The sequence below is a fragment of the Lysinibacillus sp. GW821-FHT14F06 genome (assembly GCF_058803665.1).
Genome location: NZ_JBXAPF010000001.1, coordinates 404038 through 418833, shown reverse-complemented (window position 1 = coordinate 418833; position 14796 = coordinate 404038). Strand labels below are relative to the sequence as shown.

General features: G+C 37.4%; 14 protein-coding genes and 1 pseudogene. 4 read left to right on the top strand and 11 right to left on the bottom strand.

The features are described 5' to 3' along the window. Nucleotides 1–33: 33 nt before the first annotated feature. Complete coding sequence (prsW, locus tag AC1RNS_RS02080) at nt 34–708, bottom strand: glutamic-type intramembrane protease PrsW (protein ID WP_492990417.1); 675 nt, start codon at nt 706–708, stop codon at nt 34–36. Between the two features lie 308 nt (nt 709–1016). Between prsW and AC1RNS_RS02075 the strand changes: the two genes are divergently transcribed. Next, a complete protein-coding gene (locus AC1RNS_RS02075) occupies nt 1017–1985 on the top strand; it encodes an asparaginase (RefSeq protein WP_492990416.1) in 969 nt (322 codons plus the stop codon). A gap of 27 nt (nt 1986–2012) precedes the next feature. On the opposite strand, the gene AC1RNS_RS02070 is transcribed toward AC1RNS_RS02075, so the two are convergent. The 7 genes from AC1RNS_RS02070 to AC1RNS_RS02040 all read right to left on the bottom strand — a co-directional run bounded on the left by AC1RNS_RS02070 (nt 2013) and on the right by AC1RNS_RS02040 (nt 9510). Further along, nucleotides 2013–3554 (bottom strand): aminotransferase class V-fold PLP-dependent enzyme, encoded by a 1542-nt coding sequence (locus AC1RNS_RS02070; protein ID WP_492990415.1) that lies wholly within the window; start codon nt 3552–3554, stop codon nt 2013–2015. A gap of 4 nt (nt 3555–3558) precedes the next feature. Next, nucleotides 3559–4119 (bottom strand): glycerol-3-phosphate acyltransferase, encoded by a 561-nt coding sequence (locus AC1RNS_RS02065; protein ID WP_492990414.1) that lies wholly within the window; start codon nt 4117–4119, stop codon nt 3559–3561. Nucleotides 4120–4211: 92 nt separating this feature from the next. After that, nucleotides 4212–5177: a YpdA family putative bacillithiol disulfide reductase gene (locus AC1RNS_RS02060; protein WP_492990412.1), complete on the bottom strand. Its 966-nt coding sequence runs from the start codon at nt 5175–5177 to the stop codon at nt 4212–4214. A 111-nt stretch (nt 5178–5288) separates the two neighbouring features. Further along, the gene (locus AC1RNS_RS02055; protein ID WP_492990410.1) at nt 5289–6044 is read right to left on the bottom strand and encodes a metallophosphoesterase; all 756 of its coding nucleotides are present in this window, start codon (nt 6042–6044) and stop codon (nt 5289–5291) included. 159 nt (nt 6045–6203) lie between these two features. Then, a complete protein-coding gene (locus AC1RNS_RS02050; protein WP_492990409.1) occupies nt 6204–6956 on the bottom strand; it encodes a LysM peptidoglycan-binding domain-containing protein in 753 nt (250 codons plus the stop codon). A gap of 85 nt (nt 6957–7041) precedes the next feature. Beyond that, entirely contained in the window at nt 7042–8484 is a 1443-nt protein-coding gene (locus tag AC1RNS_RS02045; protein WP_492990408.1) for a RecQ family ATP-dependent DNA helicase, read from the bottom strand. Then, the gene (locus AC1RNS_RS02040; protein WP_492990407.1) at nt 8485–9510 is read right to left on the bottom strand and encodes a YpbB family protein; all 1026 of its coding nucleotides are present in this window, start codon (nt 9508–9510) and stop codon (nt 8485–8487) included. 107 nt (nt 9511–9617) lie between these two features. Between AC1RNS_RS02040 and AC1RNS_RS02035 the strand changes: the two genes are divergently transcribed. The 3 genes from AC1RNS_RS02035 (at nt 9618) to AC1RNS_RS02025 (ending at nt 11339) form a co-directional block, all read left to right on the top strand. Continuing rightward, a complete protein-coding gene (locus tag AC1RNS_RS02035) occupies nt 9618–9866 on the top strand; it encodes a ferredoxin (protein ID WP_054771236.1) in 249 nt (82 codons plus the stop codon). Between the two features lie 258 nt (nt 9867–10124). Next, nucleotides 10125–10907, top strand: a complete 783-nt coding sequence (gene fabI, locus AC1RNS_RS02030; protein WP_492990406.1) for an enoyl-ACP reductase FabI — start codon at nt 10125–10127, stop codon at nt 10905–10907. A 114-nt stretch (nt 10908–11021) separates the two neighbouring features. Continuing rightward, nucleotides 11022–11339, top strand: a complete 318-nt coding sequence (locus AC1RNS_RS02025; protein ID WP_492990405.1) for a BRCT domain-containing protein — start codon at nt 11022–11024, stop codon at nt 11337–11339. Nucleotides 11340–11484: 145 nt separating this feature from the next. Here the strand turns inward: AC1RNS_RS02025 and AC1RNS_RS02020 are convergent, their stop codons facing one another. From AC1RNS_RS02020 to AC1RNS_RS02010, 3 genes and pseudogenes are all read right to left on the bottom strand, one after another. Then, nucleotides 11485–12159 carry a peptidylprolyl isomerase gene (locus AC1RNS_RS02020; RefSeq protein ID WP_492990404.1) on the bottom strand — a complete coding sequence of 225 codons (675 nt, stop codon included), beginning with the start codon at nt 12157–12159 and terminating at the stop codon, nt 11485–11487. 428 nt (nt 12160–12587) lie between these two features. Beyond that, nucleotides 12588–13294, bottom strand: a pseudogene (locus AC1RNS_RS02015) (sulfite exporter TauE/SafE family protein). Nucleotides 13295–13321: 27 nt separating this feature from the next. Beyond that, nucleotides 13322–14527, bottom strand: coding sequence for an MFS transporter (locus AC1RNS_RS02010; protein WP_492990402.1), 1206 nt, complete (start codon nt 14525–14527; stop codon nt 13322–13324). Nucleotides 14528–14796: the final 269 nt, after the last annotated feature.

Sequence of the window (14796 nt, the reverse complement as noted above, 5' to 3'; positions counted from 1 at the left end):
AAAGCGTAGAAATCTTTTATTGATTTCTACGCTTTATATTTTTTTATGCATATGCAAATGCTGCACAAGGTGATAGTGAGCAAGTTTCACTTTTCTTAGGCCAAACCACCATAAAAATAGCATAAAAGGTATCATTAAATATACCCAGTAACCTTTAAATGATAATATTGTATTATATAAAATGTGTAATACTACCGGTGCACAAAGCGCCATAGCAATCATTTCATTCGTCTTTGCATGCTTCGAGAATTTGGCACGTCCATAATAATAGCCCATTACAACACCGAACAAGGCATGGCTTGATACAGGCAATAAAGCTCGCATAAATGCCGTATCTAAACCGAATGAAAATAAATATAATATATTTTCAACCGTTGCAAAACCAAGCGATACACTTGCACCATACAGTATGCCATCATAGGGATCATCAAATTCAACATGATTGTAGATTGCGATTAAAAGCACAAACCATTTAAAAAATTCTTCAACTACACTAGAAAAAACAACATCCTGTAGATAAAGATATTGAAAAACCCCTTCCTCTGTTAGAACATATTGTAAAAACAAGATAGGAAATGTTAAAAATGCACCATACAAAAACGTTTGAAGTAAGGTTTTTCTTGGCTCCGTTGCCATCTGATTGCGCAAATAGAAATAACTAAAAAGCGCTAGACCGGGAGCAATGGCAGCTGATAATAAAATGATCATGTTGCCGGCTCCTTTCAACATCAATTTCGCATTGACATAATTTAAAAACCATGACATCCTTTTGAGGGCTTTGGGACAGCTAAAATTGGTCACATTAGCGCTCTCACAAGATGTTAAATTCTTTACCTAAGTTAATTTTTATAAGTCTGTAAATACATCTATTGAGAAAATACATTTGTAAATCTCAGATGGAAAATACCTATGACATTAAACTTCCGTTTTCGACAAAAAATATCTATTAGCTGAAGTTAAACTGCTATTATTATACCATGTAATGACAAATTTTTTTAAAAGGAGCTATTATTTTTATGAAAAAAACAATTTTATTAATTCATACAGGTGGCACAATATCTATGGCAATGAGTGACGAGGGTGCTGTCATGCCAAATAAGGAAAATCCTCTTATGCAAGAAAGCAGCAAGCTCGACTCATTAGCAACGATTATTGAAACGGAAGCTTTTAACCTTCCATCACCACATATCACTCCAAAAGAAATGCTACTATTACGCAATCTAATAATTGATAAAGTATCAGTGGAAACAATTGATGGCGTTGTGATCACACACGGAACAGATACATTAGAAGAAACAGCTTATTTTTTAGAGCTGACAACTGATTTATCGATTCCTATTGTCTTAACGGGTGCAATGCGCTCTTCCAATGAACTTGGTGCAGACGGAATTTACAATTTAATGGAAGCAGTACGTGTAGCTGTAGATGAAGAAGCGCGTGAAAAAGGTGTGCTTGTTGTCATGAATGACGAGGTCCATCTCGCTGTCAATACGACAAAGACAAGCACTAGTTCTGTGAATACCTTCCAATCACCTCAATATGGACCCATCGGCCTTATTACAAAATCAAGAATATTATTCCATCATGCACCTATCCGCCGCCAATATGTTGATATACAAGGGTTATCAAAACGAGTGGCCATGCTGAAAGTCTATGCAGGCATGGAAGTCGATTTACTAGATGTTGTCCTCGCATGTAAATATGATGGCGTAGTATTAGAAGGACTTGGACAGGGCAATGTACCACCAACCGTTGTGAAGGGAATTGAGAGCTTATTAGAACGTGGTATTCCTGTTATACTCGTTTCCCGTTGTTTTAATGGTATTGCAGAAGGTGTTTACGGCTATGTAGGCGGTGGCAAAATGTTAGAAGACCTAGGCGCTATATTTGCCACTGGTATTAATGGACAAAAGGCGCGATTAAAATTATTAATAGGGCTCAATAAATCAGGTACTCCACTTAACTTAAAAGATTTTTTCATGTAAATTAATGTATTTCATTCTCCTTGTATCTTATGCTTTAACTACCTGTTGATAATAGCCCAAAATCTCTTGGAGTCGAACAATGGCTTGTTCAAAATCTGGTTGGATAACCGATAGCTGAATGAAATCATTTTCACGTAAATAACGGCTATCTCCATGAACAAATAGTTGATTTAAGGTTAAATCTGTACATAAATGTGACAGAGCCTTCGGACATTTTAACGTGATGAGCATTGGGTAATAAGTTGTTGATAATTTATAGTGCATGAACGGTAGCTGCAGTAGAGTCTCAAAACGCTGCTGTAGCAGTTCATAGCGTGCTGGATATGCCTGAAGTGCCGCTTCTACATTTCTAACCAAGGTTGCAGGCAATGTGAACGGAATGGCCCCCTGCTGATAGTTCGCTAAATCCAAATAAGCTGGTAACGAAGTTGAAGGCTTCATATGTTTCTGTGAAAAAACAAATGCTAGGCCACTTAATCCACCTATTGCCTTGCCACTCACAGCTGTTGCTAGATAACAATCCTTTAAAGAGAATGGCAACGCCCCAAAAGTGCTAATACAATCAACGCAGAGCTTGATATCGTAACATTTTGTTAGCTGCACAAGCTGCTCTAAGTTATTACAAGTACCTGTTGAGGTTTCACCATGTACAGCAAGCAACCACTGATAACATTCCTTTTGTAGCAATGCATCAATATTCGCAAAATCAAAAGCTTGCCCCCATTCCTGCTCAACTACATCAAAATCCAATGTCCAACGCTCCGCCTGCTTGCGTAAACGTTCTCCAAATTCTCCATTTGTTAAAATAATTCCTCGTCCTAATTGCTGTGCTTTTAGTTGTCCAAGCATCACTTCATTCGCTAATGTACCAGTCCCAACAACGATGGCAACATTGTGAGCCTCAGATAGTTGCAGGAGCTTAGATGTCACACGTTCATAAAGGGATTGAAATGCAGCGGTGCGATGAGATAGATCTGAATATTCTATCGAGCCCTCCTGCTTAACTGGACCTGGATAAAATGTATGACCTCCAGTTACAAGTCTATGCTGGAAGGACTGTTCAAATTGCTGTCTAGTTAATAGCATTGGTAAAAACATAGCATCCTTTGTCCCGACAGCAGGTGCAAATTGCTTGAATCCTATTTGTTTATATAGCTTTTCTTCACGAGTTGTGCCAGAAATGACAGCTGCCGTATATCCCTTCTCATAGGCAAAGGCATTCAAAGCTTGTGATAATTTTAATAGTACTCGCCCTGTTCGATAAGCCTTCTTTACAGCAAGTAAACGAATTTCGCAAAGCTTGGCACATTGTGCTGGTGATAAATATTGTTCCACCTTTCCAATCTTTTCATCAATGGAAAATGGTCGTTGATCTCGAAAGGCTACCATCCCGATTAATTCACTTCCTTTATAGACAACGAGATATGTATTTTCCTGATGAAAGCGATCGACCTTCTTTTTTGCAGAATTAGGTTCATGTTGTGGAATTTCCTCCACAAAGGTTTCATAATTTAAACGAGCAATCGCTTCAAACTCTTTATCAGTATGGGCTATTTTGCACCAGTACATCTTGTCACTTCCCTTTTTCTAATGATTCCTTAATATTTGGTATATGCTTGATCAGCATACAAAGCATAGCAATGAGTATCGGTATGTATAGTTGAAAATTTCCAGTTTGGACAATAGCCGCGCTATATAAGACAAATCCTCCAACCATACCAAGGGTTAGACTTCTAGTAAGGGCAAGCATAAGTGCAGTTCCTAAAATCATCCAGAAAAATAGACCTGGCGAAAGAGCGAGGCCGACCCCAATAAAAGTAGCTACTCCTTTTCCACCATTAAATTTCAACCAAACAGGGAATAAATGGCCGATAATAACACAGGTCACTCCTACATTTATTACCCACTCGTCAAGGTGCCATAAACGTCCTAGGAGAACGACTGCTACACCCTTCAGCGAGTCGCCCAAAAATGTCCATACAAATGCCGCTTTGCCAATTACACTCCCTGCATTACGGGCACCTAAGTTTTTACTTCTTTCTTCTTGAAGGTTAATCCCATATGCTTTTCCAACGAAAAAAGCCGTCATAAAGTTTCCTATTAAATAACTTAAAAGCCAGTACAACCCACTCAAATGGATACCTCCATACATCGTCAATTAGCTGAATTTCAACCTCAAATTACTTAAAAAAGCTGTATAAGCCACATGCCTATACAGCCATAAATTTATTTTGTTCTTTTAGCAATCGTTTGTGCAATACAATCGCCATGGAAGCGACCATTCTCGATAAAAATCTCATTGGCATTATTTCCTGCTGCAATCACACCAGCAATAAATAATCCCTCAATATTCGTTTCCATCGTCTCTGGTGTAACAAATGGACGACCTGTTTCATCATCAATAAATACGCCCATAGCTCGAATAAACGAATGATCCGGATGATACCCAGTCATTGCAAATACAAAATCATTTTTTAAAATTTCTTCTTGGCCATCTGTCTCTAAAACGACCTCATGCTCACGAATTTCTAGCACATCTGTATTGAAGTGCATCTTCACTTCTCCATTTCGTACTACCCCATCAAATTCTGGTAATACCCATGGCTTGATGCTAGATGAGTACTCATTGCCACGATAGACAACTGTTACACGTGCGCCGGCTTTATTTAACTCTAGCGCAGCATCCACCGCTGAATTTTTACCACCTATCACTAACACATCCGTATCAAAAAATTCGTGTCCTTCTTTAAAATAATGGAAGACTTTCGATAATTGCTCTCCCTTAATATTTAAATAATTGGGATTGTCATAGTAGCCAGTTGCTATCACAACATAGGGCGTTTCATATATTTCTTTATCTGTTGTAACTGTAAACAAAGCGTCATTTTTCTTCACGCTATTCACTTTTTCAAAGCGATTTACCTGAATATTTTTTAATCGCACAACTTCTCGATAATACACAAGTGCTTGATTTCGTTTTGGCTTGCGTCCTTCAATAATAAAAGGCACATCTCCGATAGCTAGACGTTCACTTGTACTAAAAAAGGTTTGATGTGTAGGATAATTGTAAATCGCGTTGACAATGTTTCCTTTTTCAATCACTATTGGCTGTAATCCAATATTTTGCAAAGCTATTGCTGCTGCTAATCCACATGGGCCGCCTCCAACAATGATGGCATCTGCTTGCTGCATTTCTTGACACTCCTATCAAATTCGATTAGCGAAAGATGCTAATCCTCTGCTTTCATACAGTATAAAATAGATTCCATTTTCATTATACGCCTTCTATCAGAATTTGGTTGTTTATTTACCCGAAATTTCAATGTCAATAATATGACACTGTGGTTTTGCACCAAGTCTAAAAGGTAATAATGTTGTACCATAGCCGTTACTTACTAATGTCATGACACCTTCACGCTCCCGATAAGAGCCATTCGGATGAGCACCATAAGGACCAATTCTAATTTGCCCGCCATGTAAATGTCCGCCAATCATTAAATCAGCTCTAAATTTTGCACGTACTCTCGAAAAAACACCAGGATTATGAGAAATAAATACAACTAAATCATTCTCATCAACTTTTTCAAATGCTTTATCAAAGCTATATTTTTTTGTCGATGTGTCTTCAATTGCACTTAACCAAAAACGATTTTTTTTCGACAAGAGAACAGCATCATTCGCAATAATTTGGACATCATGCTCATTTAATATGCTCCTCAGCCGCTCCTCACCTACTTCTCTGTCATTATTTCCCCAGACAAAAAAAGTCGGGCCTAAAGAGGTTAGCAATTTTAAATTGTCATGAATACGTTTAATCGGTGTACGTCCATCAGCAAAATCTCCACCAATAATAACCGCATCAAACTGATTATCTAATCCTTCAATCATCTGGCGATTAATTTTGCGTAAATGTGTATCCGAAATAAAAAACAGCCGAATCTTTTCCTGTTTACCCTTTAATGGCAATTGATGATGTAAGACATTGTTTTCATGTGCCACCTTCCACATATAGAGCAGGAACACAATGACTACTAAAACCAATAGTCCAATATAAATCATTCTCTCACATCTCCTTACGAAAGCAAAAAGACGATTCGTTTGTATGAAGAATCGCCTTTTTACTAAATCAGACGTACGCCTCAACCTTTTTGTTGTTAACGTTTGTCCATTATTTTATACTAGAAAAACTTCATTGCCAAAGAATGACACCCATTTTTCTTACGGTAATTTAATGACTTGACCAACCATTACTGTATCTGAAGACATGCCATTTGCTGCACGGATTTTCGCAAGCGTTGCTTCACTTCCATCACCGTAGTGATTCAAGGCAATACGGTATAAATTTTCGTTTTCCTTCACCGTATGCGTACTTGCTTTTGCAGCATTCTTTGCCTCTTCAGCCTTACGTGCTTGTTCAGCTTTTTTAGCCTCTTCCGCTTTTCTTGCTGCCTCTGCTTGCTGTTTCGCTAATTTTGCTTGCTCAGCTTTTTTAGCTTCCTCGGCCTTTCTAGCATCTTCAGCCTTTTTAGCCTCCTCAGCCTTCTTTGCTTCCTGAGCAGCTTTTTGCTCAACTGCTAATTTTTCAGCGTCTTTTTTAGATTGTTCCTCTGCTTCCTTATTCGCTTTATCATCTTCTTTATTATTGCCAGTTTTCGCAGAGGCATCTCCTTTATTTTCTGATTTATCAATCTCTAAAACTGTTCCAGGAGTATTTTTTTCAGCCTCTTCAATCGTTTTACCTGGTTCATAAAATTTCATAAAATAGATTAATATTGAAAATGGAATCAGGATAAAGATTACAAAGAGAATCGTCATTAATGGCATTTTACGTTTTGTCTTTTTTGGCTTTTTATTAGGACTTCCATTTTTATTCATTCTGGAAACTCTTGATAAAGTTTGCTGATCCTTTTGTTCATCTTCAAATGATTGTCGATGCTCTTCAATTTTATCGCGGTAATCTTCTTTACTCATTCGACCTTCCCCCAACCTTACTACGCTTTCTATCATTCTATTATGACGAATTTTGCGAAAAAAGTAAATGACCGTCAGTTGTAGCCTAAAAACCCAATAAGAGTTGCTTTAAACGGTTTTCCCATGGCATCATCTCTATTTTCTTTTCTTCCTTCAAGCGTACTTTATTGATTTCATCATAATGGATTCCACAGTTTTCACAACAGTTTTCCGGTTTTTTCTGCAATATTTGCCCAAAATACCCGACTAGTTGTGCGCGAATACAGTCTTTTGTCTGAGAAATTTTTTTCATTTCATCAACAGCCCTATATTTTTCTAATGCCAATTGATTTAATCGTGCCTTTACTTGTTCCATACTTTCTTGCTGTAACCAATAATCTAGCACACGAAAGGCCGTTTCACTTAGCTCCCCACTTTTCAGCATTTGGGATGGTTGTATACGTTGATGTAGTAATTCTTGATAGCGTTCGACATGACCAGAAGACGGTAAATCTCCTGTTACAACAAATTTCGCAAGCTCCTCGTCACCTTCACAATATAGTAAAATGGCTAAAGCTGGCTGACCATCACGACCTGCACGACCTATTTCCTGCATATAATTTTCTACATTCGCAGGCATCGTTTCATGGATGATCTGCCGAATATTTGGTTTATTAATCCCCATACCAAAAGCATTTGTTGCCACAATCCAATCAAGTTCGCCATCAATAAATTGCTGCTGGATAAACTGACGATCCTCTGCACCATAGCCAGCATGATAAGCTGCCGTACGTATACCAGCTTGAATCAGCACCTCACAGTATTGTTCTGCACGCTTTCTTGAGGACATATATAGTATACCTGGTCCTGCCGTCTTTTTGATATGCTGCAATATCCACTGCGCTTTATCACCTTTATCCTCAAAGGGAACACGACCTAAATGAATATTAGGGCGATCTACATCGTACATAAATTCAAACGGGTCATTTAAGGACAATGTTTTACATATATCTTTTACGACCTTATCCGTTGCAGTTGCTGACAGTGCTAAAACCGGGGAGCGATTCACCTGAGAAAACCATTGACCAATCCGTAAATAATCCGGTCGAAAATCAAAGCCCCATTGCGAAATACAATGTGCTTCGTCTACTACAATAAGACCTAGCTTCATTTGTGAAAGTTTTTCCTGCACTTGTGGCTGAAGCAGCATTTCTGGTGAAGTAAAAATAAATCGATATTGCTCTAAAAAATGCAGGGCGTATCGTTTTTCAGTGATGGTTAAAAAAGAGTTTAGTGCGACGACTCTCTTTTCACCAAAGCGTTTAAGCTCTTCAACCTGATCCTGCATTAACGAAAGTAAGGGAGAAACAATAAGTACTGGTTTTTGCAAAATGTAGCCCGACAATTGATAACATAGTGACTTCCCCATTCCAGTTGGTAATAAAGCGATCACATCTTTTTCTTGAAGAATCGCTTCAATCACCTCCTTTTGACCAGGACGAAATGTTGTATATCCAAAATATTTGGCCAATGCTTGTTCAAGCTCCATTTACACTTCTCCTTTCGCAAGGATAAGTTTTAATTGGAAATAACTCATGCCTTCAACTACTTCATGTAATGTTTTTAACTTCTTTGTTTGATACTGTTTCGAGGCTTGCCAAACCTTTTCTGCTTCCTCATAAGAGACGAAAGAACCAATGGAAAAGTTCGGTTCATACATGGCTAATTCTACTAAATGGTCCTCAATTGTACTTTGTTTAAGTTTTCTTATTTGCACAATCTGCTCAATTGAATAGCCCTGTTCATATAATTGTGCTGTTTGCTGTGCAGAATCGGTGATTAATGCCTTCACCCTTAGTCCTTCTGCGATTTCACTAAGCAATGGATACCCCTTTTGATGTACTTCATTTAATAATGTATGTAGAAGCTCAATAAATGCTAATTGACTATCTAAAACGTTTTCTTTACGCTCACTAGCAAGCTGCTGCCACGTCCACCCTGGTAAATTATGGCCACTTAATCGATATAGGACAAGCTGTTTATTGGTTTCTGCTAAAGGCAATCCTGCAAGAGCTCTTTCGCATTCTGCTAATAATTGCTCCTGTAAATGCCCATTTTGATAATTTTGCTTAAGTAAAAATGATCGAACCCATGACTGAATCGTAACATCCCTACTGATCGGGGAAAAAGAACGAACTCCAGCACTTTGATAGGAGAGACTTTGTACAATTAAAGACAATCTTGCAAAAAAAATATGCTCATTTCCTCGATAGTGCCATCCATCAAATAAAAAAGCAGGTGTTTGCTCTGCTCGCTGTAAACCTAGCTTTTTCATGGAATAGTGACCTGATTCCTGCATATTTAACCAACTATATTGCGAAAATAATTTTACAGCATCATCAAATGTTGGTCTCGGCAGCTTTGCCAATAATCCAAAGTATGGATGCAGCTGAAATAGCCCAATGTCTTGTATAGTCTGGCCTGAACGCTTACCTTTTAATATATGATAAGCAGCAGAAATCGTTCTTTCGTTATTGAGCTTTTGAAAGATTTGCAATAGAATTTGATGAAACATAGACGCAAATTCCTCCAATTTCATAGTATTTATGTTGAAATGTCAGATAAACATCTTTAAAATGAGTATGAAGCTTTGTAGGAACATTGTAAAAGGAGAGAATAATAATGGCTAAATTCACAATAGTTGATAAAGATACATGCATCGCTTGTGGCGCATGCGGGGCCGCAGCACCAGACATTTATGATTATGATGATGAAGGTATTGCCTTCGTTATTTTAGATGATAACATGGGGACAGCTGAAGTTCCAGAAGATCTATTAGAAGACATGCAAGACGCTTTCGAAGGCTGCCCAACTGACTCTATTAAAGTTGCAGATGAAACATTCGAAGGTGACGCATTAAAATTCGAATAGATGAAACGCAATTTGTACTTTTGAAGGCATCCAAAGCTGGGTGCCTTCTTACTTTTAAAACGCCTTAGATTAACATAAAAATTATAATGCAAGCTATTGGATTCATCTCTAAATAAAATAGAGATGTATTTTTTTGTAAAGCCTCTTGTAAAATTGCATTCCTCTGTTATCTTGTTATTGCAACCATTTTTTATGTATGATAAGATTTTAGTAGTTGGTACTAATAACAGATATTATTTCATAAAGGGGTTCGTATAAATGATGGATAATTTATTACAATTAAAAGATAAAAATATTGTGGTAATGGGTGTAGCAAATGATCGTAGTATTGCTTGGGGCATCGCAAAACGTTTATTTGATGTCGGCGCAAATGTTATTTTCACATATCGTCAAGAACGTTCATTGAAAAAATTACAAAAGCAATTAGAAAATATCGGACAATCAGATTCACTGATTGTGCAATGTGACGTGAACAGCGATGACAGCACTAAGTCTGCTTTTGATGAAATTGGTTCAAAAGTAGGCGTTATTCATGGTATTGTGCACTCTGTAGCGTTTGCCAATGCAGAAGATTTACACAACCGCTTCTTAGAAACAACTCGTGACGGCTATGCATTTGCACAAGATACTAGTGCGTATTCCCTTATCTCAGCAGCAAAAGCGGCACATCCATATATGACTGAAGGCGGTTCAATTGTAACTATGAGCTATTTAGGCGCAGAACGTGTACTTGATGGCTACAATGTAATGGGCGTAGCGAAAGCAGCATTAGAGGCTTCAATGCGTTACCTTGCTGCTGATATTGGGAAAGATAATATTCGTGTCAATGCGATTTCAGCCGGAGCAATTCGTACACTTGCGGCAAAAGGCGTTCCTTCTTTTAACACAATTTTACACAAAATCGAAGAAACCGCTCCATTAAAGCGTAATGTTCAGCAAGACGAAGTAGCAGATATGACAATTGTGATGCTTTCACACCTATCACGTGGTGTTACAGGCGAAACAATTTACATTGACGCTGGCTATAATATTATGGGATAAATACAAAGAAGCATGGAAAATCGTCATTGATTTTTCATGCTTCCTTTTCTTAGTTTGTACGAAATGAGATGATTGGGAGTGAATTTCTTTAGCATTCACTTAAGGAGAATCAACATGGACAAAAATATGGACAACACTGAAATCATTTATCTTTCTGACGCATCTGAATGCTTCATACATCCATTTTATAATAAACAAATCGTCTTTACAGGGGCTCTGTCCACTATGACACGTGCAGAAGCTGCGAAAAAAGTGCGGGCATATGGAGGGATTGTGCAAGGTGCTGTTACAAAGGAAACAGATTTCGTTATACTTGGAAAGAACCGTCGTGGGTTCAGTACAAAACAATTAAAAGCCGAGCAATTGATCAGACTCGGCCTAGACATTCAAATAATAGTTGATGAAGATTTTATTTGGCTTATTTCGATGTAATAAAAACATTGATTTAAATGAAAAAGGTATGCAAAGTACTTTCTTCACACACCTTTTTACATTATTAAAACACTGATACTCTTTCAATTAAGTGCAAAAACTTTAACTCAGTGCCAATTGACCAGCTACAGATTAATCACTTCTATTATTTGATTACCTTCGGAGCTGGGTAATCAAAGCCCTTTGTATCCACTTCCACCTTTTTCATTCGCTGATCTTCCAATGGCTTATCTGCACCATCTCGTTCAGTAGCAACAATCGTATCTACTGTTTCCATCCCCTCAATCACTTTGCCAAAAGCAGCATATTGACCATCAAGATGTGATGCTGTATCTACCATAATGAAAAATTGAGATCCCGCAGAATTCGGGTCATTCGAACGTGCCATTGAAATAACACCACGTTCATGCTTCAAGTCATTATTAAGACCATTAGAAGAAAACTCACCTTCTATCGAATAGTCTGGTCCACCCGTACCATTACCTGAAGGATCTCCACCTTGAACCATAAAACCAGGAATAACTCGATGGAAAATAAGACCATCATAAAAAGCTTTGTTAACTAAAGAAATAAAATTAGCTACCGTATTAGGTGCTGTAGTAGGCTCTAATTCAATGACGATTTTTTCGTCATTTTCCATCGTAATTGTCACAATTGGATTTTCCTTCACTTCGGAAGAATAATCTACTTTCTCTTCTGACTCCTGTGCCTTATTTCCCTTGGGTTGTCCTTCTTCTTTTGCTGTTCCACAACCTGTCACAATAAAAGCAACTGTAAGCAAAGCAAAGACAAAATAAATTCTTTTAAAACGTGCAAACATATAATTTCCTCTCCTCTTTTTAGCTCGTCTATTTATTATACCGATTAGTTTGCTTATGACAAATCATAGTTTATAGTTTTACATAACGTTAATCCTAAAACATAGCAAATATCGTTTGAATTAATAGAATAACACCTGCAGCAAATAGCATTATTGTATCAATTTCGCCTTGGCGTAATTGCGTCCGGATTTTGAATTGTACCTAGGCCTGCACGAGGGCCGACACGATGTCGGTCATTTCGGTAATGACACAGGACGTGGCGTTTTTACCGAGGCAGGTCAGTTAGCCGCTTTCGCAGGATGCGAAGATTTTAGGCTAACATCCTTTTATTCATTCCATTGAAAATCCGTGACATCTGCCAGAGGCTTTATCTTCATTCAGTAGGTGTTTGAATATTCACTGAAAAGGAACCTTAACCGCATTCATCTCACCACCTGTAGAGATAGGAGACTTCTGCTGAATTAAGATAAATCAATCTTGAAAAAAGCTTTTGGTCAAGCCTATTAAAGATAACTTGCCCTGCAATTAAACCTATTAGTAAAATTGGCAATGCATATAAAGTGTTAACCCAAACTATTTTACTTGTACCTGTCATAGTTAATTGGAAGAGTAAACCAATAAAGTAGATAAAAATATATTAGGCTAAAGTAGTAGCTCTCATCACTTCTTTACTTTTCATTGTACCTGCAAAATAAAGTAATAATGGGGGACCCGCCATCCCAATACTTGTAGTTAATAATCCTGATAAAAAGCCTACTCCATAATCTCTTTTTGTCGTTGGTTGAATAGAAAAATTTTTAATAAGTAGAATTGTTAATCCAATTAATGTAATAGCAATAATAAATTTAAAAGTGGTTATATTAACAATCGAAAATATCAAACTACCAAATGGTGCGCCAATTAAACTACCTATTACAATTTTCTTTAACAAACTAAAATCAACATCCTGTCTGACCTTCCATATTAATGTAAATGAAATACTAGAGATAAAAGGATATTGATGTGTATAGCTTCCGGTGGCGAAAATAGCAGTAACAATAGCGGTGTGGCAATAATAGAAAAGTCAAAACCTGAGCTTGTTTGCAAAATTGAAGCAAACAAGATAATTAAAAAAAAGATAATAAGTTCTAGCACAATAGCACCTCACAATAACAATAATTCCTAGTGACCGACTGCTATATGTTGTTTTTTAATAGTTCCCTTTAATAATAAAGATAGTAAGCATGCAACGGCTAAAAATACAGTAATCATCGTAATAACACCAATCCAGCCGAAATGCATCCAAAACACGCCTCCCACTGTACCTCCAACACTAGAGCCGAAATAATAGAAAAATAAATAAAGTGAGGATGCTTGTGCCTTATCATGTGTGGCACGCTTACTCACCCATCCGCTAGCAATTGAGTGTGCCGCAAAGAAGCCAAATGTAAAGATAGTAATACCAATAATCTTCAAACTTAGAAGGCCATTCAGTGTAAGTATGGCACCTATCAGCATAATAGCAATTGACAATAGCAGCATTTTTTGACGTCCATATCGATCAGCTAAACTACCAAACCAGGCAGAACTGAATGTACCGACCAAGTAGATAATAAATATCCAGCCAACAATTGTCGCACTTAAATTATAGGGCGGTGCCATTAATTTAAAGCCTATATAGTTATACAGCGTAACAAAGCTTCCCATCAAAACAAAGCTAATGCCAAACAAACAAAGCATAGATGGGTCCTTTAAATGCTGTATAAGTGAAGTCGTTAGTGCTTTTATTTGCAAAGGTCGTGCTGTAAAATGCTTGGAATTCGGCAGCATCCAGACAAATAAAATGCTGATGAGAAGACTAATTATACCAAGGACAATCATGCCTACCTGCCAATTATAAAGATCCGTTAATGTTCCGATAATAACTCGTCCACTAAGTCCCCCTACTGAATTTCCACTTATGTATAAGCCCATGGCCACACCCAAACTGGATGGGTTGATCTCCTCTCCTAAATAGGCCATGGCAATGGCTGGCAAACCTGCAAAAGCGACTCCCTGTAATACACGTAGCACTAAAATCATTTCAAAATTAGAGGCAAAGGCAAGAGCTAGGGTAAGGACTGATGCGGCAAAAATCGAAATGGTCATTAATGATTTTCTTCCCCAAGCCTCCGATAATGAGCCAACAATAATCATGCTAATAGATAGCGCAAAAGTTGTCACTGATAGCGATAAGCTTGCAACGGCTGGTGACACATCGAACTCCTCTGCAAACGTTGGCAGTAAAGGCTGCGTAATATAGAGGTTGGCAAAGGTAATAAAGCCCGCTAAAAATAAAGCCCAATTTGCTTTATGAAACGCCTTTGTTCCCTTTTGAATATAGTCCATTTGTCTCACTCCTTAACGTACAACCAATAATACTATTATTCTAATACAATTTTCTTTAAAACACACGATAGACCGTCAAAAAATCGACAAATTTTTTTCTAGTTTTATTATTAATGTTATATTTCATTTGACAATTTCTCTATAAACAATTTCTCTATTTTCCCTTCTATGACTTTTACATAAAAAATTAAGATTTACTATTTTGAGTTGGCAATTATTGTGCTACAGTGAAAGTAATCATCTAGCAACCATTGTCAAAATGAGCTTCG

Excerpts from the sequence above, each read along its gene's own strand:
- prsW (WP_492990417.1), bottom strand. The coding sequence starts at position 708 with ATGATCATTTTATTATCAGCTGCCATTGCTCCCGGTCTAGCGCTTTTT.
- AC1RNS_RS02075 (WP_492990416.1), top strand. The coding sequence starts at position 1,017 with ATGAAAAAAACAATTTTATTAATTCATACAGGTGGCACAATATCTATG.
- AC1RNS_RS02070 (WP_492990415.1), bottom strand. The coding sequence starts at position 3,554 with ATGTACTGGTGCAAAATAGCCCATACTGATAAAGAGTTTGAAGCGATT.
- AC1RNS_RS02060 (WP_492990412.1), bottom strand. The coding sequence starts at position 5,177 with ATGCAGCAAGCAGATGCCATCATTGTTGGAGGCGGCCCATGTGGATTA.
- AC1RNS_RS02055 (WP_492990410.1), bottom strand. The coding sequence starts at position 6,044 with ATGATTTATATTGGACTATTGGTTTTAGTAGTCATTGTGTTCCTGCTC.
- AC1RNS_RS02050 (WP_492990409.1), bottom strand. The coding sequence starts at position 6,956 with ATGAGTAAAGAAGATTACCGCGATAAAATTGAAGAGCATCGACAATCA.
- AC1RNS_RS02045 (WP_492990408.1), bottom strand. The coding sequence starts at position 8,484 with ATGGAGCTTGAACAAGCATTGGCCAAATATTTTGGATATACAACATTT.
- AC1RNS_RS02040 (WP_492990407.1), bottom strand. The coding sequence starts at position 9,510 with ATGTTTCATCAAATTCTATTGCAAATCTTTCAAAAGCTCAATAACGAA.
- AC1RNS_RS02035 (WP_054771236.1), top strand. The coding sequence starts at position 9,618 with ATGGCTAAATTCACAATAGTTGATAAAGATACATGCATCGCTTGTGGC.
- fabI (WP_492990406.1), top strand. The coding sequence starts at position 10,125 with ATGATGGATAATTTATTACAATTAAAAGATAAAAATATTGTGGTAATG.
- AC1RNS_RS02025 (WP_492990405.1), top strand. The coding sequence starts at position 11,022 with ATGGACAAAAATATGGACAACACTGAAATCATTTATCTTTCTGACGCA.
- AC1RNS_RS02020 (WP_492990404.1), bottom strand. The coding sequence starts at position 12,159 with ATGTTTGCACGTTTTAAAAGAATTTATTTTGTCTTTGCTTTGCTTACA.
- AC1RNS_RS02010 (WP_492990402.1), bottom strand. The coding sequence starts at position 14,527 with ATGGACTATATTCAAAAGGGAACAAAGGCGTTTCATAAAGCAAATTGG.